Here is a 20,708-nt window from a genome sequence, read left to right as displayed (position 1 = left end):
CTTAAAATGTGAAATTTACGTTGAAACCAATGCTTCTTAAACTCGGCATAGAGAAGTAGTCATAGCCCTGGAATCCGTTGCCGGTCAAGGTCACTACATCCGGATCAAACGGTGCTTTTTTATAGATCATCCATAAGTTCCTGCCGATTACAGAAAGCTGTATCTTTTGTATTTTATTGTTAAATACTTTTGCAGGAATCGTGTATCCAAATGAAACTTCACGTAAACGGATATTCGTAGCGCTATAGATATAAGGTGTCAGTTCGGCCGCTATTCTATTGTAATAAGCCTCAGTTGCATCTGCACCTTTAATCATGATTCCTCCCTGATCACGGGAATCTCCCGTTCTTTGCGACATCCCGCGTTTGTCAAAAGTCTGCTCCGTTCTGGAAATCACCTCTCCACCGATACGGCTGTCTACCAGAAAATTCAGGTTAAAGTTTTTGTACCTGAACCCATTGCTCATACTGAGCATATATCTTGGGTTTACATTACCTGCAATGATGTTATTGGTAGCATACTGTGGCAAACCTTTATCATCCAATACCTGGTTTCCACTGGCATCACGAATAAAATCTTTTACCTGAATGTCTCCATAAGATCCACCTTTTCTAACGATAGACGAACCACCTAAGCTAAACTCCTTCACCTCGATAAACTGACCTGTAGCAGGATCTGTGTACGTATAGAGTTCTTTGATTTTGTTTCTGTTGAAAGAGAAATTAACTGTTGGGTTCCAGGTTAATTCTCCAAGTTCTGCATTATACCCCATGGAAAGCTCTAAACCCTGATTCTGAACATCTCCGGCATTCAAATCATAAGTATTGTATCCTACTGTCGGGGAGACATTCACCCTGAAAAACTGATTTACCGTATTCGTTCTGTAATAGGTTGCATTCAAACTCAGTTTGTTTTGAAGGAATTTCAAATCCGCACCGAACTCAAATGATTTACTTCTTTCAGGATTTAAGGTGGTAAAAGGTTTCCCTGTGAAAGGAACGATTGCTCCACCGATAATTGGAAAAGAAGGGTTTGTTGCATACGCATAGTTATCAGGAATTTCGTTACCTACCTCGGCATAAGATGCCCTTAGTTTTGCAAAAGAAATAAATTCCGGTAACTGTGTCATTTCACTAATCACCGCACTTAAGCCTACTGATGGGTAGAAAAATGGTTTTGGCAAAGTCGAGTTCCAGTCGTTACGTCCGGAAACGTCTAAAAACAGGTAGTTTTTATATCCGATAGAGGTGGTTAAGAAAGCAGCCTGAGTTTGTTTTCTATAGGTATTTGGTGTAAATACGATACCCGCCTGCGTCAGGTTCAGGACACTGAAAAAGTTAGGCACTTTAAAAGGATCCAAAGGTCCGTCGATCGTCAAACCGCTGGTCAGGTTGTTGATGATACTGGCACCTGCGGTGGCATTAATGGTAAAATCACCTAAAGCTTTATTGAAGTTCAATAATAAATCGGCGTAAGTCTGACTGTTCAGGTTGTCCAGTGTCGCATAACGTCCGTTTGAGCTATTGGAAACCAGGTTACCAGGCGCTGTCGTCGCAAAGATCTTGTTTTCGCCTTTATCTGTAGAGCGGTCCATTCTCACCCGTCCCTGAAGGTTCAGCCAATCTGTAAACTTATATTTAGCAGTTACAGATCCTACAATACGGCTTCTTTGCGTTTGGAACATGTTGCGTTGGGTAATCCAGTAAGGATTTTGAAGGGACATTCCCTGATCACCATATGGCCAGTTCTGCACGTTTATTTTGCGGACAGGATCAAAAGTTTCAAAATTCTTAGTATCGTCAAAGTTGTAGGAAGCACCCGGGAACAAATAAACGGAGGTGATTGGGTTATAATATTCACCCTGCCCCGGCATGTTCTGAGATTTTTGATAAATGTATTCCGCTCTCGCATCCACACTTAGCTTATCCTCAAAAAAGGAAGTGTTATTTCTGAAAGAGAAGTTGTACCTGTCTAGTTTGTTATTGGGAATAATTCCTTCTGCATTCGTTGCCGCTGCCGAGAAGAAAGATTGGTTTTTCTCTGTACCGCCCGATAAAGACAAAGCATTGGTAAAAGTTTTACCCGTCTGAAAAAAGTCATTGGGCGTATAAGAACTTTGGTTGGCAGTTTTTGCGCCCCAGCCGTTGAAGGTTGGTCCTTCTTCCGGCTTAGCTTTATTGGCTGTTCCATAATTGCGTTGCAGTTCAGGAAGAAGGAAAGGGCTGTCGAATGTAGTGCTGGAATTAAAGTTAACCACTGTTTTTCCCGCTTTTCCTTTTTTAGTGGTAATTAAGATCACTCCGTTAGAGGCTTGTCCACCATACAGGGCTGATGCCGAGGCACCGCTCAATACGCTTACTTCTTCGATATCTTCAGCGTTCAGGTTGGAAATCCCGTCGCCTGCATCACTCAGCTGAAAACCATCACTTTTTCCGTTTCCGGATAAGCTCGGCAAAGGTACCCCATCCACTACATATAAGGCATTGTTATTTCCACTGATGGATTTGTTCCCACGAAGCACTGCTTTGGTTGATCCTCCAGGTGCCGAAGAGTGTGTTAACGTTAAACCGGAAACTTTCCCCGTTAAACTGTTCACAAAACTTGGGTCTTTGACGTCATTCACTTCTTTGGAGCCTAATGTCTGGACATTATAAGTCAATGATTTGGTAGATTTTTTAATCCCCAGGGCGGTTACGACCACCGTTTCCAGGTTTTGTGAATTGCTGTTCAGGACCACATCAATCGTTCCCTGTGCAGCTACGGTAACTTCTTTCACCGTATACCCCACATACGAAAACACCAATACATCGCCTGCTTTGGCGGCTATCGCATATTGTCCGGAAACATTCGTTTGTGTGGCCTGTTGCGAGCCTTTGACCTTTACCGATACGCCTGGCAAGGTCACACCGGCCTCGTCTTTTACAGTCCCTTTAATGGTCTCCTGAAAATGTGATCTGAATTCCATTTCATGATCAGAGGAAATTCTGAGCGTCGGGAAGCTCTTTAATTTATCCGACTTTACACCAGCAAAAAGATTGGCCGAAGCATAAAGTAATAAACACGTCAGTTGTAATGGTTTTCTCATCTCCATTGATACGGTTAGGTTTTATAATTGGTTAGCTATACCGTTTTACCTTAATACATGATAAGGTGGTATAATAGTAGAGACCCCATTTAGAAATAAAATGCCTACAAGGAATTCATTTTTTTTGAAGATTATTTTTAATCCCTATCTTGCAATGGATAATTAGCCTAAAACAAAGCACTTGAAAATCGTAAAGCCTGACTTATCTGGTCTGTGGACAAGGATTTGCGTCGAAGATGATATGAAATCTTTCGAGGCTTTATACCGCGCCCTTGGGGCTAAGCTGTTGAAATTTTCGGTTTATTATGTATCACAGAAAGAAGTAGCAGAAGAGATTGTTTCAGAAGTATTCGTGAAATGCTGGCAAAACAGAAAGGAAAGTACCCATGTCCTTAATCCGGAAACCTATCTGTTCGTTGCGGTTAAAAATCAATCTTTAAAACACCTTAGAAAATATACCAATGTTCATTTGGTGGAGATAGAAGCGCAGCAGGAATTCCAATTTCAGGACAGTACCGACCCTTCAAAGGAATTGGAAAGAAAAGAGCTGCACCTAAAACTGGATACCGCCATAGATACGCTCCCACCTCAGGCCAGGATCGTGTTCAAACTGATCAAAGAAAACGGAATGAAGTATAAAGAGGTGGCCGAGATTTTAAAGATCTCGCCAAGAACAGTACAGACACAGCTTTTCCGGGCAATTACCAAACTGCGGATGCTACTGGGTGCCTATCATGAGCTCGACCATAGAAAAAGCAGCAGCAACGACCTGGTCAACCTGGTGATGCTCTTAGCGATAATGCATTATTTTTTTAACCTTTTGTAGGCAATTTTAGAAAAAAAAGGAACCTTATATTTAACACATAAACAGCATAGATAATACGGTAAAAAATGACTGATCAAAGATTTACAGAATTGCTTGGCAAAAAACTGGCAGATGAGATTTCCATTGAAGAACATAAAGAATTTATGCTTCTGCTGGAAGGAAATGCGGCCTACAGGCAGGAGTATGAATCTTTAAGCAGTTATTTCCAATCCAAAGAAACAGAAGAAGAAGAAGAAGATGCAATGCCCCTTTTTGAAAAAATTAAGGCGAGGATAGAAAATCCGGAATCACCGGAAATCCCGGTTTCAAAAAACAGGTTTGGCAACTGGTACCGCATTGCAGCAATTTTAGCGTTATGTATTTGCTCCTTTGGAGGATATCAACTCTACCATAAAAGAATGGGCAGTCAGGCTGAATACGCTCTGGTCTGGAAAGAAATAAATACCCCAAGCCGTCTGACCTCAAAAATCACCCTGGCAGACGGAACGATCGTGACTTTAAATTCCGAGACCCAGCTGAAGTATCCTGTGGCTTTTAAAGGAGCACACAGAGAAGTTTACCTGACAGGTGAGGCCTTCTTTGATGTTAAAAAAGACGCACAACACCCTTTTATCATCCATACGGAAAAGATAAATATCAAAGTTCTGGGAACAACCTTCGATGTGAAGGCCTATAAAAATGACCCGCATACGGAAGCGACCCTGATTACAGGGGCCATTCAGGTCAGCATGAACGCGCACCCTGAAAAACAAATCCTGCTGAAGCCTCAGGAAAAGTTCAGCCTTCAGCATCAGGCAAAAAATGCTGCTGACTCCCCACTATATAGCATCAGCCCTTTAAATGATACAGAAACTTCATGGATGAACCATAAACTGGTGTTCAAAAATGAGACCTTTGACGTGCTCGCCAACAGCCTTTCCAGATGGTATGGCCTGCAGGTTGTCTTTAAAAATGAAAGTTTAAAAAACAGCAGGTTTACCGGATTCTTTGAAAAGGAAAATATCTCTCAAGCTTTGAAAGCGCTGCAACTTATTGAACCATTTCGTTATAAAATACAAGACAAAACTATTTATATTTACTAATTTGGCAAGCGGAACACGTTCCGGGAACCAGGGATATCAAATATAAATTTATAATGAAGCTAATTGGGTGGATGGTCATTTTCGTGACGCTTGTTGGCTCCTTATCCGGTTATTCGCAATCAGAAAGCGGGGTACAGCATAAAGTAAGCCTCAGCTTTAAATCAGCGGATTTTAAAAAGGTAATTGATGCCATACAAAAGCAAACCTCCTATCATTTTATTTTTAGTGAACGCAAAATCCCTGTAAACAAAATCAATATCCAGGTTAAAGATAAAAATGCCTTAGAGGTTCTTGATCAGATCCTCGCCAATTCCAACTATGCTTATAAGTTACTCCCAAACAATTTAATTGTCATACGCCCCCGAAATGCGGAGGTAAATACCCGAATGCTTAGTGGAAGGGTGCTCAATGAAAACGGACAGGCGCTTCCCGGTACTTCCATAAAGGTGAAAGGGAGTGATTTCTCTACCACCAGCGATGCAAAAGGAGAATTTACCATCCCTGTGTTCCCCAACACCATTATCCAGGCCTCTCAGGTCGGTTATTTTAAGCAGGAAATTCCTGTCGGCGTGCAAAATCAACTGCAGGTTAACCTGATCGCCAAGACAAATGAACTGGATGAAGTGGTGGTCACTGCCCTTGACATCAGGAAAGAAGAGCGAAAAATCGGTTATTCCATATCTACCATTTCCGGCGCAGAGCTGAGCAAGGCCAGAGAATCCAATCTGATCTATGCTTTGGAGGGGCAAATTGCCGGATTAAACATCAGTGGCGTATATGGTGGCCCCTCTTCTTCTGCAAGGATTTTACTCCGTGGTGCTGCCAGCATGAATGCGGGTTCACCCTTATTCGTTGTGAATGGTGTGCCGATAGACAATACGCAAAGAGGAAATGTCAATGAATATGGCGGTGCCGATTACGGCGATGGCATCAGCAATATCAATCCTGATGATGTAGAAACGATCACCGTATTAAAAGGTTCAGCGGCCTCTGCACTTTATGGTGCCCGTGCGGCAAATGGCGTCATCATCATCACCATAAAAAAGGGCATCAGGAATTCGGGTAGCATTGAATACAACACCAATCTTTCTTTCGATAGCCCCTATAAAAATACCGACTTTCAATACGTCTACGGACAAGGAACACAAAACAGAAGACCAGGAAACATTGCCGCAGCTGTAGCTTCCGGATCTTCCAGCTGGGGCGAAAAACTGGATGGCGCCCCAACGATCCAGTTTGATGGAAAAACATACCCTTACAGTGCAGTAAAGGACAACATTCAGGATTTCTACCGTACTGCTCCTGCTTTTACCAATACCGTTTCCCTGAGCGGGGCAAATGAAAAAAGCATGTTCCGCCTCTCGGCCGCCAATCTGGATTATCAATCTATTTTGAAAAACGGACACCTGAACAGGAAAACAGTGAACCTCTTTACCTCCTACGACCTCAACAAACACTTGACTGTTGCTTTCAATGGAAATTACATCAATGAGCACAATAAAAACAGGTCTTACCTGAGTGATGGAACGTTAAATCCCAATTATGGCATTGCCAGTCTGGCCAACAGCGCAAACCAGATTGCCTTATCTCCGGGTTTTGATCCGATAACGGGAAGAGAAATGAGGTGGAACGATGATGAGTATAAAACCAATCCCTATTTTATGTTGAATAAAGGAAGAGACCTTTCCAAACGGAACCGTTTCATTACCTCCACTTCCCTAAAATATAAATTTACAGACTGGCTGTACCTGCAGGGAAGATTGGGCTACGACATCAGCAATGATCAGATTGTGAGCATCATCCCTACCGGGGCCTCATTTTCCATTAACGGACAGGGCGGCTTAAACGCTTTTCAGAAGATCCAGACTTCAGAATTAAACAGCGATATTCTGCTTGCAGTCAATAAAGACATCATGAAAGACCTGAACCTGGATGTTTCTGTTGGTGCAAATTACCGGAACCGGGAAGGTGAATTTTCCGATTCCAAGGGGAACCAGTTCAATACTCCCTACCTGTATACGCCCTCTAACCTCGTGACCAGAACCGATGCCTATACCCTGGCCAGGCTCGTCACCCAATCTGCCTATTACACTTTTGACCTGAACTATAAAAAGTTCCTGAACCTTTCCTCTACAGGAAGGTACGACGTCTACTCTACCCTTCCCGGCAACAACAGAGGACTATTTGTCCCGGGAATTTCCGGAAGCTTCATCTTCTCCGATCTCCTGAAGTCGAAAGCGCTGAGTTATGGAAAAATCAGGGCCAGTTACGCCAAAACCAGTGGTGAACCTGCACAGCCTTATATCACACAAACTTATTATACGACACAAAGTTCTGTAAACGGAACCCCACTTGGAGATTACGACAGGAGCCTTCCGAATTACAATTTAAGGCCATTTACCTTAAACGAATTTGAAACGGGAATCAACCTGCGGTTCTTCAACAACAGGTTAGATCTGGACCTGACCTGGTTTCACAGAAGTACACATAACGAAATTGTGAGCGCTATCCAGTCGGTCACCACCGGATTTACCTCTGCCTATGTGAACCTTGGGAAAACGAAAAATGTAGGTACGGAACTCACCGTTCAGGGGATTCCGGTTGCCGGAGAAAACTTTAAATGGAAATCCGGATTTAACCTCAGTCACATTCACAATGTACTTTTATCCATAGATGGCAGCAGCCGGTATTCCCTTACGGGAACCTATCGCCCCTTAAATGCCAATACGGCAATGGTGGTGGGCAAATCCATTACTCAGATTATGGCTTACGACTATAAAAGAGACCCTAACGGGAAGGTCATTATTGGCAGCGATGGTGTTCCGAAGCGGGGGGAACTAAAGCCAATGGGCTCCACCCTTCCCAGGATTTACGGGGGCTTCAGCAATAGCTTCTTTTATAAAAACTTTAGCCTGTCTTTCCTGGTCGACTTTAAATTTGGCAATAAGATCCTCTCTGCCACGGAAAACTATTCCTATGTTTCCGGGCTAAATAAGGCGACACTTGCCGGAAGGGAAACCGGCGTCATTGCAGCTGGTGTGATGGAAGATGGCAGTGTAAATACCATCAATGTCCCGGCTTACAACTATTATCCGCAGCTGGCCACCAATATCTCTGCACTTTCTGTGTTAAATGGCAGTTTTATAAAATTCAGGCAGGCCACACTGGGTTATGCCCTGCCGGTAAAACTGATTAGAAACACCCCTTTTAGCAGTATCAACATCGACCTTGTCGGCAGAAACCTGTTTACCCTGCTTAAATACACTAAAAATATAGACCCGGAGTCTGAGTTCTCGCCGAAACTCAATTACGCAGGGATTGAAGGTGCCTCATTGCCTTCCACCAGAACCTTTGGCATCAACCTGAATTTTAAATTTAAATAGAGATCAAATGAAACGGACCTTTCTTCTTTACTTAAGTTGCTTCATCGGTGTTTTCTATGGCTGTACCAAGGGAGAACTGGATCGCATCAATACCGATCCGACAAAATCCACACCTGATCATTTCGACCCTAACTTCCTCCTGTCTACCGCACAGTTAAAATTTGCCAATAAAGGATATTATCAGCTGCTTTACCAGAGCACGATGATGCAGCTGCTTTCCTCTACCTATTATTACTATAATAACGGCGATAAATACATCAATGTAGCCAACTTCACCGACTACCAGGGAAGGATTTTTGATGAAGGTTATGCTGAAGCATCCGGCATCCGGGAAATGCAGCGGCTGGCTAAAGAAAAAGATCCCAATGCCTATAAAAACCTGATTAACATCGGGGACATTGTATTTGTCATGATTCTGCAGCGCATCACAGATACCTATGGTGATGTTCCCTATCATCAGGCAGGAAAAGCAAGAGAAGGCATTAAATACCCGGTTTACGATACCCAGGAAGACATTTATGATTCCATGTTAACAGACCTGGAAACTGCGATCAATAACCTTGACCCCGCAGCACCTGGCGTAACTGCTGATCTTTTTTACAAGGGTGACCTTACCAAATGGCGCAAATTTGGCTATTCGCTAATGCTGAGGATTGCCATGAGGCTCACGAAAGTTGATCCGGACAAAGCCAGGATATGGGTAGAAAAAGCCGCTGCCGGAGGCACCTTTTCCGACAATAACGACAATACCTTTATCAGCATGGATGCCTCCAGTTTTAACAGTCAGAATGGGACCTCCCTTGCTTTACGCACGCTTTCCGATTACAGAGAAGTGCGGTGGAGCAAAACCCTGATCGATCAGCTCAGAAATACCGCTGACCCGAGATTATCTGTCATAGGAGAGATTCCAGCCGAGGGCCTTGCGAATAACAACAATCAAAACCTTTCCGGAAATCCCGACCCTGTTCTTCAGAAAGGCCTGCCAAATGGTTATGATTTGTTAGGCGGAACAACAGACATCCGCAACCATCCGGAATACCCCGGGGGAACCGGAAATGGAACTGACATCGCCCCTTTAGGGAAATATTCCCGCCCCAGAACTTCCGTATATCTAAAGTTGGGAGGGCCTATATTTCTAATGACCTATGGGGAGAGTCAGCTGCTCCTTGCAGAAGCAGCAATAAGAGGCTGGAGCATAAAAGGCAGTGCGGCCGAACATTTTAGTAATGGCGTTAAAGCGGCATTACAATCATTGGCACAGGTAGATCCACAAGCCAATATTTCAATGGAAAGGGTCAATACTTATGTCAGGGCCCAGGTGCTGGATGAATCTTCCAAAGAGAAATCTCTGGAAATGATCAATATGCAATACTGGATCAGCACAGGCACGACCTTTAATTTTATTGAAGCCTGGCTCAATTGGAAAAGATCAGGATATCCACGCTTAACTCCTGTCAGCTATCCGGGAAATGTAACCAATGGTACGATTCCACGCAGAATGATTTATTTATCTACAGAGATTTTAAACAACCCGGACCACTATAAAGCGGCTGTTGCAAGGCTTTCCGGCGGCGATGCATTGACCTCAAGAGTGTGGTGGGATCAATAAGATACTGATCGGATAATGATCAGACAACTGACCGGTCAGCGCATCTTTAAGAATTGCAGGTTTTGAAATGTTTGGCTTTAAGTCTTTAGAGATAAAAATGTAATCAATTCGTTCCTTAGCTTCGTTCGGAACATCGCCAAAGACCAGGGAAGGATAACTGTAATCAAAGGCCCGGCGTTTCATAGCCCAGGTATCTATAAAACCTTTTTTTAGCAAGGCATCAATCACACTGTAATCCAGATGGCCATGATTTGCATTGCTGATTTTACTGTTTTCGTCGCTTTTTAACATGGGCATCAGACGTCCATTGCGGTTATAATCCAGGCTATCGGAGGCTGCTAAGCTATTCATATCCCCCAGAATAATTGTCTTTTTCAAGATAGACCAGCGTTGCAAACTATCTGTAATCGTAGCGATTTCTTCCTTTCTTTTCTCATGACTGAAAGGAGATAAGTGTACGGTAACAAAATTCAGGTCTTTGATCTTTACCGCCATAAAACCATGGTGCATGCCTTTTATTACCTTTTTCACCTCCGTAATCGGGTATTTTGAAGAGATCCCCACTGCATATCCTTTTTCTTTAGCCAGTTCCGTATAAGGATGGCCGATGGCTTTACCCAGGTCCTGCAGTTCCCCGGCAGAAATATTGACCAGCTCCTGATAAGCAATTACATCAGCATCCTGTCCTTTCGCCCAGGAAATAAAGCGTTGCTTCAGCTCCTGCTCAGATTCAAAATAATTATAAACGTTATAGGAAATGATTTTCAGTGCTTTTTGGGCCAATAAATTTTGACTGCAAAGGACAAACAGGAACAGGACAATGGCTTTTCTCATGATGACGGGCAAATTAAAAAAATTAAGCGATAAAAAAATATCAGGAAAAAAAATACGTTTAGTAAAATATAACCACATTAATATGTGGCCCTACTAATGTTAGACATCATAAGGGATGGTTTAATTTTAGGAACTAATAAGATTGGGCAGTAATTATAATTTTTGAGAGAGGGAATTATAGTTCAACACATAGGGAGTGAGGACTCGCTGCCCAATCTTAAATATATGCCATCCAGATTAACCGAACAGTTCACTGCTCAGGTACCGGTCTCCCCTGTCACAGGCAATAAATACAATCACTCCGGAACTCAGCTCTGATGCCAGTTTAAGAGAACAGGCCAATGCACCTCCACTACTCATTCCAGCAAAAATGCCTTCTGTTTTTGCCAGTTTACGGGTCATTTCTGTCGCTTCCTTTTGGGAAACATCCATCACCCGGTCTACTCTTGAAGGATCAAATATTTTAGGAAGGTATTCAATTGGCCACCTGCGAATTCCCGGAATCGAAGATTCTTCTGTAGGCTGACAACCGATAATCTGAATCTCCGGATTTTGTTCTTTCAGAAACATGGAATTGCCCATAATACTTCCTGTAGTTCCCATAGAGCTTACAAAATGGGTGATTTTCTGATCGGTATCCCTCCAGATCTCCGGCCCTGTAGTTTTATAGTGCGCCAGGTAATTGTCGGGATTTGCAAACTGGTTCAAAAGAAAATATCCTTCATGTGTTCCTTTTTCTTCGGCGTAGTCGCGGCATACCTCTATCGATTCCAGCAAGGTTACTTTTGCACCATAGGCTTCCATCGTCAGGGTGCGTTCCCTGGTGGAGTTTGAAGGCATGACCAGTTCAATCTCCAGGTCATAGATGCTGGCAATCATCGCCAATGCGATTCCTGTATTTCCACTCGTCGCTTCTATCAGTTTGGTTCCTTTTTTAATATCACCACGTTCAATTGCAGAACGGATCATGTTTAAGGCAGCCCTGTCTTTCACACTTCCACCGGGGTTATTGCCTTCCAGCTTCGCATAAATCTTAACGTCAGGATTGGAATGTAACTTCTGAATCTCTACCAACGGGGTATTTCCGACAAATTCTATAATATTTCCCATAATTAATCTCTATGTTTTGTTTCAATCACTTTAATGGCCGACTGGTGGTATACGGTAGAATGCGAAGGCACGCTTTTGGTCAGCCATACGTTTCCACCAATAATGGAATTGTCGCCGATAACGGTTTCTCCGCCCAGGATCGTTGCTCCGGAATAAATGATCACATGGTCTTCTATCGTAGGATGGCGTTTGGTATTGGCCATATATTTTTCTACACTCAGGGCTCCTAAAGTAACGCCCTGGTATAATTTAACATGATCTCCGATCACCGTCGTTTCTCCGATTACGATTCCTGTTCCATGATCTATATATAAATACTCTCCGATTTCCGCTCCGGGATGGATATCTATTCCGGTTTGGGAATGCGCATATTCGGTCAGGATCCTTGGAATCAATGGGACATCAGATTTCAGCAAAGCATTTGCAATGCGATACATGGAAATCGCCAGGAAGCCCGGATAAGTACGAATAATTTCAAACTCACTTTTTGCTGCCGGATCGCCGCTTAATATGGAAGCGATATCGGTATTCATTTTACGGTACAACTCCGGTAAGCTTTGAAAAAAAGCTTTGGAAATCAATTCATTATTACAATTCTTACAAGCCTTTGTTGCATTTAAAATTTGCGTCAGTTCTCTTTCCAGACCGGAAAACAATCCTTGAATTTCAGCAATCGTATATTTCGTAGCGGTGGAACGTTCCGGATAAATCAGGTCCATCAGGTTCATGGCCCAGGAAGCCACCACCTGGTTGGAAGGAACCGCTTCCACACCCGTTTGTTTATTAAAAATATGAAGATAAAATTCTTCGCTCATCTTAGGTTTTGTTACTGTTTTGTTTGAAATTGTAAAGGAATGAAAATTATTACAAATAAAAACAGAAGACATCCGATTTTAAGAGCGAATATTTAAAGCTATATTCGCCTGGAATCCATTTACATTAAAGCTATTTCCCAGAAATATGTCCGAAACATTTGAAATACTATATTTCTTCAATACCCCTTACAACTCCCTCGTCGAAATTAAACGACGTAATTTTGATTTTGAAACCGATCTTTCCAAAGTATTCTTCTGGATTCTTTACGAAAAGAAAACCCATAGGATCTACCCGCTTCAGTTTATTTCGATGAAAGACGACCTTTTAGGTCAGGAGCGTGTGTTTAAACAAGGTACCTTTTTCTTTAATGAGCAGGAAGGGACTTTATTGAACAGCAGTGATAAAGCGAAAATGATGCTGAAAAGAATGCCAACAACCGCCATGACAAGGCTATTAAAGATCAGAATCGATGAGTTTCTGCTCAGCATTGATAAACAAACAGAAAAACAATTAGAAAAACTGCTGTAGCATGAAAAAGTGGCTTTTGTTATTCCTCATCGTTCCCATTGCATTTATAGCTTGCAACAGAAAGAAAATACACAAAGTAGAGAGAGACATTACCATTACCCCAAAGAATGCCGTGACAAGGCTGGAACTGGACAGTATGCAGATGGAACGCTATATCTCCGGTCAGCAGCTCGGAGACAGTGCCGCACAATACCTGAGAAACTTCTACAACAGCAGGAATTTTCAGTTTGCCTGGGTTGGAGAAAAGGGCCTTACAGAACAAGCCAGGGTATTCTACACCCTGAATAAGGATTATGTTACCGATTTTCAGGACAGTTCTTTGCTGGATTCCGGCTTATACCAAAAAATGGAATTGCTGATGAAACAGGATACCATTTTCAAGAAGGCAGACAGCAGTCTGGCAAATCTGGACCTGCAGTTAACCCGTCATTTCTTCAATTATGTAGCCAATGCTTATGCCGGAAAAGTAGATCCTGAAGTGATACAATGGCACATTCCAAGGAAAAAGCTGAATGCAACCCTCCTCCTGGATTCCCTAATGGCCAATAAAAATACTAAAATAGACGATTGGGAACCCGTAAATCAACAATATAAACTCCTTAAAAAGGAGTTGCTCCGCTATTATACCTTTCAAAAAAGCGGGGAATGGGAAAAGATCAGTTTAGGAAAGCAGAAAAGATATCAACAAGGCGATACCGGGCTGACGGTAAGCATGGTGAGACAACGTTTCATTGCGCTCGGAGATACGCTTTTAAGTGATACCCTTCCGGAGTTTGACCTTGCTTTAAAAACAGCGGTTAAACAGGCCCAACAGCAATTCGGTTACCGCGCCACCGGAAATATCGATGCTTCACTGATCAAAGAATTAAACGTTCCTGTGCAACAACGCATAGAAAAGCTGCTCATCAACCTGGAGCGCATGCGCTGGATGCCGGCAATGCCGGCTGGCAGACGGATCCTCGTCAATATCCCCGACTATCAGCTGCACGTTTTTGAAGATAAAGAAATCACCCTGAGTATGGGTATTGTGGTAGGTAAAGCGGCCAATAAAACGGTGATCTTCAGCAATAAGCTGAGAAATATTGTATTCAGCCCTTACTGGAATGTTCCCGCAAGCATCGTAAAAGCGGAAGTCCTTCCGGCCATGAAAAGAAACCGCAACTACCTGTCCAGTAAAAATATGGAACAAACGGGAACCAGTAACGGATTACCTCAGGTTCGTCAAAAGCCCGGAGATAACAATTCTTTGGGCCGGGTAAAGTTTCTCTTCCCAAACAGTTACGACATCTATTTCCATGATACTCCTGCAAAATCACTCTTTGCAGAAGAGAAGCGGGCATTTAGCCATGGTTGTATCCGTTTGTCGCAACCGGTAAAACTGGCAGAATATCTTTTAGAAGACCAGAAACAGTGGACACCTGCTCAGATCACTAAGGCAATGAAGTCGACAAAAGAGATTTGGGTGGGGATGAAAAAACCAGTTCCGGTGTTCATTACTTATTTCACGGCCTGGATAGATCGGCATGGACGTTTAAATTTCAGGGACGACATTTATGGCCATGATCAGAAGATGGCGGAACAAATGTTCCTGTCTTCTGTAAAAGGATTGACTAAGGCTCCTGCAATCGCGCAACTTAAATCGAAATAAGTCTATTGAATCATTCTTCAAGGGGATTACATAAGGTTTCCTGCACTATCCCCTCAGTAGAAACAAGAAAATAAAGGGCAAAAAAAAACTGCCTTTTTGAAAAAGGCAGTTTTCACAATTTATATTGAGGAAATTTAAATCACCTTAACATTTACTGCATTAAGACCTTTACGGCCTTCTTCAACATCATAAGAAACTTTATCGTTCTCACGGATGTCGGCTAATAAGCCAGTTGAATGAACAAAGATTTCACTTTCGCCCGAGTTTGGAACGATGAATCCGAAACCTTTAGTTTCATTAAAAAATTTTACTACTCCTTCTTGCATTGTATTTTTTATTATAATTAAAGTACAAATGTAATTATAAATAATTGCAATTCAGTTATTTCATAAAATATAATTTCCTTAGTACCTGAATTTCATGGTTATATAAGGGTAATATCCCTCTTTTGAATGCGCCAATTGCGCCTGGATGACAGTCAGAATGGCCGGAGCATAGTAAAGTCCTCCCCCATAACTGTAATGCCAAACATCGGATTGATCGTTCTTTTCCCAGACCCTTCCGGTATCAAAGAAAGCGGTCAGGCCGAATTGACCTGGCAAAATATAGCCGCCAATGTTCGCCACCTTCGCCCTTAGCTCCAGGTTATTGTACAGCATGTGCTGTCCGCCATAACGGAAGGAACGGAAACCGAGCATATTCCCTTGTCCGCCGAGAAAGTTAGACTGATAGAAGGCTTGTTTACCGAAGGTCAGTCCGCCACCAACCCTATCGGTCAGGACAAAGCGCCTGCCCCCACCAATACGGTGATAGAAAGCATAACTGGCCTGAAGCTGTACGGAAGACTCCGCAGCACGGTTTAAACCGGTATAACCGCGTAACTTCGCTTCGATAAAATTACCCGAAGAAGGCAATACATCATTATTCCGGGTGTTCCGGGTAAAGCCCAGCGCCAGACCGGCATACAATTTATCTTCGTCAATAATCGCGCTATCAGGAGAATGCAGGAGGTTGCTGTTGCTGATAAACCGGTCTGCATTGTCATGTTTGTTGAAGCGGTAATATTGAAATGAAGGGCCGAAAGTCCAGACGTTCTTATTTATCCTCCATCGCAATGCCGGGTCCAGTTCATACAAGCTGAACCTAGCCCTGTAATATTTAATGTGTTCCCCATCTTTACGATAAGGGCTTTCATTGCCCAGGCCAAAGAAGTTCTGGGAATTTTCAGGTGCAAAAGCAGTCGCCTGTAAAACGATATCTGCTTTACCTAATGCCTGGAACCATTCGCCGGAATACCTAAAGCTAAACGCATTGCTTTTAAAAGAATGCAGGAAGGAAAAAGAATGGATATTTCCGAAAGGCAGCTTTCTGAAACCCGGGCTCATCATTTTAAAAGACAAGCCCAGGGAAAGCCCGTCGTCCGCATTAAAACCTGCATTGAGTAAGGTCATCTTTCTCGTATACAGATCCGTGGCTACATAATGGGTATTATTGGTATCATTGTCAATGTGTTTGCTCAATCTCGATTCTGCTCCGGAATAAGTAAGGCCCTCTTCCATTCCATAAAATGGAACCCGGCGTTTCGAGTTTACTATATTATAGTGTTTGCTTCCTTCACCGTTCACAATGCGAAGTTTAATGTCGGAGCTTTTGTTGTTTAGCGTCAGGCTATCATTTCCGTCCCTCACATACAAGCGGATTTCTTTCGTTACCCTGGGATCGTATGATCTGCTGAAAATCAAATCTTTCCCTTTCCCGTCTTTAGCCAGCTTATGCATGGTGACCGTCAGTCCCTTTTCCCCGTTATCGGTTACATTGATCAATTCATTTTTATTACTTCCCTGAATGTCTGCGATCCTATTGATAAAATGATAATAGGTATTCATCATTTCGGGCAGTTTCGCTCTTCTTTCTTTCAGTTGAGCCAGCAATTGATCATGGCGAAGCGAATAACCTGGTTCCGGTAATCTCTTGAGCGCCTTTTCAAAAACCTCATCGGTCATGGAAGCGCAGAATTCTTTCACAATTGCATTCCATTGTGCTTCGTCAATCTGTCCGAAGATCCGGTTATAGGTACTTCTGCCTTCCCAGAAAAACCAATTGATGTTTTTCAGGTTCCGTTCATATCCCTGAATCATCGGCAATAACCAGGATGCCTGAGCAAATTTGGGAATCAGTCCCTGCGATAAATAGAACACCTGATCCCGGTCTCTGGGAACGACGATATATTTTAAACCTGTATCTGTCTTTTGAGGAATCCACCTCCACTGGTCTTCATGCCGGTCCCAGTCGCCAAGCAAGGCATCTAAAGCTTTTGCTTTTAATAATAAAGGGGCATTTACACTGTTGTTGTTATTGTCATTTAACTTCTTCAGCATTTTCTCGGTATTGTCCGTATCTCCTGCAGGCTCTCTTTCTTCTAAAAGGCATAAGCTATTTTCGAATACTTCTGCATATTCTCCAAGCACTTCATCCGGAACCACCCATCCGATCATTGGATTGCTATGTGGAATTCCCGCAGCTGCTGCAAAAACAGGCACGACCAACGCAGAGAAAGGTTGTTGTGCCGACATATTGTCTTTGATGATGTCTTTTGCAAAAGTCTGTCTGAGTTCCGCAGGTAAAAGTACCTCCGGATATTTTTCAACCGTTCTCAGCACCCATTCTTTTCCTTGCTTATCTTCCAGGCGTAAGGAGTGTGTCTGATTTCCTCCTCCCCTTTTTATCGGCGTTAGGCCCCCTTTAATCTGTGAAAGACGGATCACCGGAACTGTAGTTTCCTGCGCATATTCCTTCCTGTAATTTTCTCCAAAGAGGAAACGATGAAATTTACCTACTTTATCATAGTCCGGGTAGATCCTGATTTTCAGGGAGTCCTGAGCATGAAGTCCCAGACTCCACAACAATAAAGCAGGAAAGAGCATGTACTTATTCATTTTATACCTTTTTAAATTGTCTGGAGATCCAGACAGCGATGATCCATTGCATTTTATTATCCTCCTTTATTAATCCTTTAATGCTGTATAAAGGTACTTCATAAAGTTATTAAGCCGTATTAACATGTGATAAGAAATATAACAATTTGTTATTAATATTCATTGATGAAATATTCCGCTTTAATAATGAACAAAAAAAACAATAGAACCTTCGTCAGATCTCGCGATATTGAATAGCAATAGGAATAAGCTTGTTTATATCCCCAAACATGGGTATATTAAACAAGGAGTTCGGGGGAACTCAAAATTTGTAGGGACAAGTCATTTTTATAGGAATAAAATAGAACAGGGAGGGGGGTATCCTTTGTCATATTGACACAGCAATAATTCAGGATATGGAACCAAATGAGCTACACAGGGAAATTTTAAAAACCCCACACTGTCCAGTTATGGACCCGGAATTGGTATCGGTATTAACCGAACTTTGTTTCCAGAAAGAAGACATCATTCCTTCAGACCTTCTTTTTGTTTTCGGGTCCAATGTAAAACACAAAGAAATTGCAGATATGATCTGTGACCTTCTGGACAACGGGATTGTCCAGAAGGTCTTAATCACCGGTGGGGTAGCCAACTTCGGAGGCTCCTACTACCATCACAAACCGGAATCAGAAAGCATTTTCTCTTTTATTCCTCCAAAGAAATACGCCGACAAAGAAATTGTGCTGGAGCTACTGTCTAAGAATACGCTTGAAAACGTCACTGAAGCCAGGAAAATCTTTTCCTTTGACCAGGTAAAAAGCATCACTTTTATTTCTCATTCCTATGCTTCTACCAGGGCCGCTTTATCGTTAAAACGGTTCTTTCCTGATGTGAAGCTCTATTGTATTCCTTTTCCATTGCCATCCGATCAGCCAGAATTCCCGGTCAACAGGCAATTATGGTCCAAATCTAAGTATGGACAGAGCCTTGTTCTGGGAGAATACCTCCGGCTGATCACTTATGGCAAAAGGGGAGATTTTCCGATTGAGACGATTCAGGCGTTAATAGATCAGGTTCAGGAACAATTGAAACTCAAAGACAGCTAGTACTTCCAAACCGGGATATCAACATAACTGTCGTTGTACCATTTGATCTTTAAAGGAACCTTGGCATCAGCGATGCTTTCGTCGCTAACATCTTTGCCTGTCCCATAATTGATCTGGGCAAAGGGATTTTTATTGATGTCGAGCACCAGGAGCAAACGGCTTCCTTTGCTTAAATAACGGCTAAACATGCGGGTACCGGAGAAAGGAATACTGCTAATTGCTCCTTCTTTAAGCAGGGTTCTTCGCGTCATGTCTTTCGCATAGCTGGCCCGTCCTAAGAAGTAAGCCAGATGAAAGTACGTTCCATCTGGCATAACTTCATATAAAGTCATACCGATGTCCATATCTTTCTTATTGATATTTGCTTTCAGGACTCCGTTCCATATTCCATCAACAGAAACCGGTTCATTAAAAGGTTCCGAGATAAAATAGAGACCTGCACTTCTATCCAGTTCTTTACCGACAATAGGGTATGGATAATAATCGTTATTATTGCTATGCTGCCGGTCGGCAAAATCTACTTCCTGGGCAGAGAAGGCAAGTTGCCCTGGCTTTTTAGGGAGGAGCATTTGATTTTGTCCCGATTTTTCGGTACTCAGATAAAGCCTCAATACCTGATTGTTCATTTTTTCGATCGATGGGGCATGTTTCCATCTATTTGCCCCCATCACTTCATAATTAATTTTATCCTTTAGCAAAGCAGGTTTAGGCCCGCCTTTCAGCACATAATCCATCCAGTCGTACGTAATCTGAGCGGTACTGATCAGGGCCAGCTGATCGACCTTATAATCCCGCAATACGGGAACACCTCCCCTTTGTGCGCCAAAATGATCATAGGGGCCGATAATGAGGTAATGGTTTGCCTGTTTATTGTATTTATAATGTTCTTTAAAATAACGCAATGCTGAAATCTGTCCATCGTCATAATAGCCGGTAACCGACAAGACCGGAATATTGATCTTCGCAAATTCTTCCTGCCAGGGCACCATATTCTGCCAGTAATCATCATAGGAAGGATGTTGAATCCAGCGTTGCAGCAATGGATTTGGATGTCCCTCGATGCTGTCTATTTTCCGGTAAGCCACTCCGCTATTGTACCAGTTGAGCTGCATATCTCTCCAGTGCTGCTGATCCCGGTAAAGGATTTCATCGAGGTATTTATTATTGCTGACATAAAAACCCCAGCCATAATTGGCATTTAAAAAGATATTATTTTCCATTGGCAGGCCAAAGCCAGGGATGGCCGCTACATAGGGAACAATTGTTTTTAGTGCCGGGTGCAGGTGTTTTGTGGCTGCCCATGCTGCAAAACCGGAATAACTTCCACCGTATATCGCTACCCGGCCATCGGTCCAGGGATGTTTACTTATCCAGTCGACCGCCCCATTTACATCTGTAGATTCCTTTTCATAGGGATTGATCTGGTCAGGGCTCAATGCTTTACCCCTGGAATTCACCACCACACCGATATAACCATGATCAGCAGAACGTTTTGCCTCCTCCAGATTGTTATCATGATCGGCATAAATGGTAAAAAATAATGCTGCAGGCTGTGGTTTTCCAGCTCCTTTTTTACGGACCACAATGGCCGAAAGCTGCATCCCTTCCTTCGTTTTAATCAGCACACTATCCTGAATATCATACACTTGAATAGCTACTCCTGTTGCAGTTTGTGGAACAGCAGGCTTAGGCTGCTGTCCGAAAGCATGGGCAAAAAGCCCCATGCAAACCAAAATTAAATGGATTGTTGTTTTCATATTGATACA

The 20,708-nt window shown here is 42.7% G+C and carries 14 protein-coding genes; 7 read left to right on the top strand and 7 right to left on the bottom strand.

Annotated elements, in window-relative coordinates; translation table 11 throughout:
* Nucleotide 1: 1 nt before the first annotated feature.
* Nucleotides 2-3,085 carry a SusC/RagA family TonB-linked outer membrane protein gene (locus BLQ87_RS00405; protein ID WP_172664779.1) on the bottom strand — a complete coding sequence of 1,028 codons (3,084 nt, stop codon included), beginning with the start codon at nucleotides 3,083-3,085 and terminating at the stop codon, nucleotides 2-4.
* 181 nt (nucleotides 3,086-3,266) lie between these two features.
* Between BLQ87_RS00405 and BLQ87_RS00400 the strand changes: the two genes are divergently transcribed.
* From BLQ87_RS00400 to BLQ87_RS00385, 4 genes are all read left to right on the top strand, one after another.
* The gene (locus tag BLQ87_RS00400) at nucleotides 3,267-3,911 is read left to right on the top strand and encodes an RNA polymerase sigma-70 factor (RefSeq protein ID WP_143010289.1); all 645 of its coding nucleotides are present in this window, start codon (nucleotides 3,267-3,269) and stop codon (nucleotides 3,909-3,911) included.
* A gap of 65 nt (nucleotides 3,912-3,976) precedes the next feature.
* A complete protein-coding gene (locus tag BLQ87_RS00395; protein ID WP_074603941.1) occupies nucleotides 3,977-4,993 on the top strand; it encodes a FecR family protein in 1,017 nt (338 codons plus the stop codon).
* Between the two features lie 53 nt (nucleotides 4,994-5,046).
* Nucleotides 5,047-8,376, top strand: coding sequence for a SusC/RagA family TonB-linked outer membrane protein (locus tag BLQ87_RS00390; RefSeq protein WP_143010288.1), 3,330 nt, complete (start codon nucleotides 5,047-5,049; stop codon nucleotides 8,374-8,376).
* A 7-nt stretch (nucleotides 8,377-8,383) separates the two neighbouring features.
* Nucleotides 8,384-9,985: a SusD/RagB family nutrient-binding outer membrane lipoprotein gene (locus tag BLQ87_RS00385; RefSeq protein WP_074603940.1), complete on the top strand. Its 1,602-nt coding sequence runs from the start codon at nucleotides 8,384-8,386 to the stop codon at nucleotides 9,983-9,985.
* Here BLQ87_RS00385 and BLQ87_RS00380 read toward each other — a convergent pair.
* From BLQ87_RS00380 to epsC, 3 genes are all read right to left on the bottom strand, one after another.
* Entirely contained in the window at nucleotides 9,962-10,819 is an 858-nt protein-coding gene (locus BLQ87_RS00380) for an endonuclease/exonuclease/phosphatase family protein (protein ID WP_172664778.1), read from the bottom strand. The genes BLQ87_RS00385 and BLQ87_RS00380 overlap by 24 nt on opposite strands.
* A gap of 237 nt (nucleotides 10,820-11,056) precedes the next feature.
* On the bottom strand, nucleotides 11,057-11,929 hold the full coding sequence (gene cysM, locus BLQ87_RS00375; protein WP_074603938.1) for a cysteine synthase CysM: 873 nt from the start codon (nucleotides 11,927-11,929) through the stop codon (nucleotides 11,057-11,059).
* Between the two features lie 2 nt (nucleotides 11,930-11,931).
* Nucleotides 11,932-12,744: a serine O-acetyltransferase EpsC gene (gene epsC, locus BLQ87_RS00370; protein ID WP_074604875.1), complete on the bottom strand. Its 813-nt coding sequence runs from the start codon at nucleotides 12,742-12,744 to the stop codon at nucleotides 11,932-11,934.
* Between the two features lie 145 nt (nucleotides 12,745-12,889).
* Between epsC and BLQ87_RS00365 the strand changes: the two genes are divergently transcribed.
* Together BLQ87_RS00365 and BLQ87_RS00360 are read left to right on the top strand one after the other, a co-directional pair.
* Nucleotides 12,890-13,273: a hypothetical protein gene (locus BLQ87_RS00365; RefSeq protein WP_074603937.1), complete on the top strand. Its 384-nt coding sequence runs from the start codon at nucleotides 12,890-12,892 to the stop codon at nucleotides 13,271-13,273.
* A 1-nt stretch (nucleotide 13,274) separates the two neighbouring features.
* Nucleotides 13,275-14,921: a L,D-transpeptidase family protein gene (locus BLQ87_RS00360; protein ID WP_074603936.1), complete on the top strand. Its 1,647-nt coding sequence runs from the start codon at nucleotides 13,275-13,277 to the stop codon at nucleotides 14,919-14,921.
* 134 nt (nucleotides 14,922-15,055) lie between these two features.
* On the opposite strand, the gene BLQ87_RS00355 is transcribed toward BLQ87_RS00360, so the two are convergent.
* Nucleotides 15,056-15,247, bottom strand: coding sequence for a cold-shock protein (locus BLQ87_RS00355; RefSeq protein ID WP_062549601.1), 192 nt, complete (start codon nucleotides 15,245-15,247; stop codon nucleotides 15,056-15,058).
* 78 nt (nucleotides 15,248-15,325) lie between these two features.
* The gene (locus tag BLQ87_RS00350; RefSeq protein WP_074603935.1) at nucleotides 15,326-17,857 is read right to left on the bottom strand and encodes a BamA/TamA family outer membrane protein; all 2,532 of its coding nucleotides are present in this window, start codon (nucleotides 17,855-17,857) and stop codon (nucleotides 15,326-15,328) included.
* A gap of 449 nt (nucleotides 17,858-18,306) precedes the next feature.
* Here BLQ87_RS00350 and BLQ87_RS00345 point away from each other — a divergent pair, with 449 nt between their 5' ends.
* Nucleotides 18,307-18,942, top strand: coding sequence for a YdcF family protein (locus BLQ87_RS00345; RefSeq protein ID WP_172664777.1), 636 nt, complete (start codon nucleotides 18,307-18,309; stop codon nucleotides 18,940-18,942).
* Here the strand turns inward: BLQ87_RS00345 and BLQ87_RS00340 are convergent.
* Nucleotides 18,939-20,699: a CocE/NonD family hydrolase gene (locus tag BLQ87_RS00340; protein WP_074603933.1), complete on the bottom strand. Its 1,761-nt coding sequence runs from the start codon at nucleotides 20,697-20,699 to the stop codon at nucleotides 18,939-18,941. The genes BLQ87_RS00345 and BLQ87_RS00340 overlap by 4 nt on opposite strands.
* Between the last annotated feature and the right edge of the window lie 9 nt (nucleotides 20,700-20,708).

Source organism: Pedobacter steynii, from assembly GCF_900103665.1.
Taxonomy (GTDB): domain Bacteria; phylum Bacteroidota; class Bacteroidia; order Sphingobacteriales; family Sphingobacteriaceae; genus Pedobacter; species Pedobacter steynii.
Note: the sequence above shows the minus strand (reverse complement) of the source record. Positions and strands in the feature narration are given on the sequence as shown.

Coding starts and splice junctions, on each gene's coding strand:
- BLQ87_RS00405 (WP_172664779.1), bottom strand. CDS start 3,085: ATGAGAAAACCATTACAACTGACGTGTTTATTACTTTATGCTTCGGCC.
- BLQ87_RS00395 (WP_074603941.1), top strand. CDS start 3,977: ATGACTGATCAAAGATTTACAGAATTGCTTGGCAAAAAACTGGCAGAT.
- BLQ87_RS00390 (WP_143010288.1), top strand. CDS start 5,047: ATGAAGCTAATTGGGTGGATGGTCATTTTCGTGACGCTTGTTGGCTCC.
- BLQ87_RS00385 (WP_074603940.1), top strand. CDS start 8,384: ATGAAACGGACCTTTCTTCTTTACTTAAGTTGCTTCATCGGTGTTTTC.
- BLQ87_RS00380 (WP_172664778.1), bottom strand. CDS start 10,819: ATGAGAAAAGCCATTGTCCTGTTCCTGTTTGTCCTTTGCAGTCAAAAT.
- cysM (WP_074603938.1), bottom strand. CDS start 11,929: ATGGGAAATATTATAGAATTTGTCGGAAATACCCCGTTGGTAGAGATT.
- epsC (WP_074604875.1), bottom strand. CDS start 12,744: ATGAGCGAAGAATTTTATCTTCATATTTTTAATAAACAAACGGGTGTG.
- BLQ87_RS00365 (WP_074603937.1), top strand. CDS start 12,890: ATGTCCGAAACATTTGAAATACTATATTTCTTCAATACCCCTTACAAC.
- BLQ87_RS00360 (WP_074603936.1), top strand. CDS start 13,275: ATGAAAAAGTGGCTTTTGTTATTCCTCATCGTTCCCATTGCATTTATA.
- BLQ87_RS00355 (WP_062549601.1), bottom strand. CDS start 15,247: ATGCAAGAAGGAGTAGTAAAATTTTTTAATGAAACTAAAGGTTTCGGA.
- BLQ87_RS00350 (WP_074603935.1), bottom strand. CDS start 17,857: ATGAATAAGTACATGCTCTTTCCTGCTTTATTGTTGTGGAGTCTGGGA.
- BLQ87_RS00345 (WP_172664777.1), top strand. CDS start 18,307: ATGGACCCGGAATTGGTATCGGTATTAACCGAACTTTGTTTCCAGAAA.
- BLQ87_RS00340 (WP_074603933.1), bottom strand. CDS start 20,699: ATGAAAACAACAATCCATTTAATTTTGGTTTGCATGGGGCTTTTTGCC.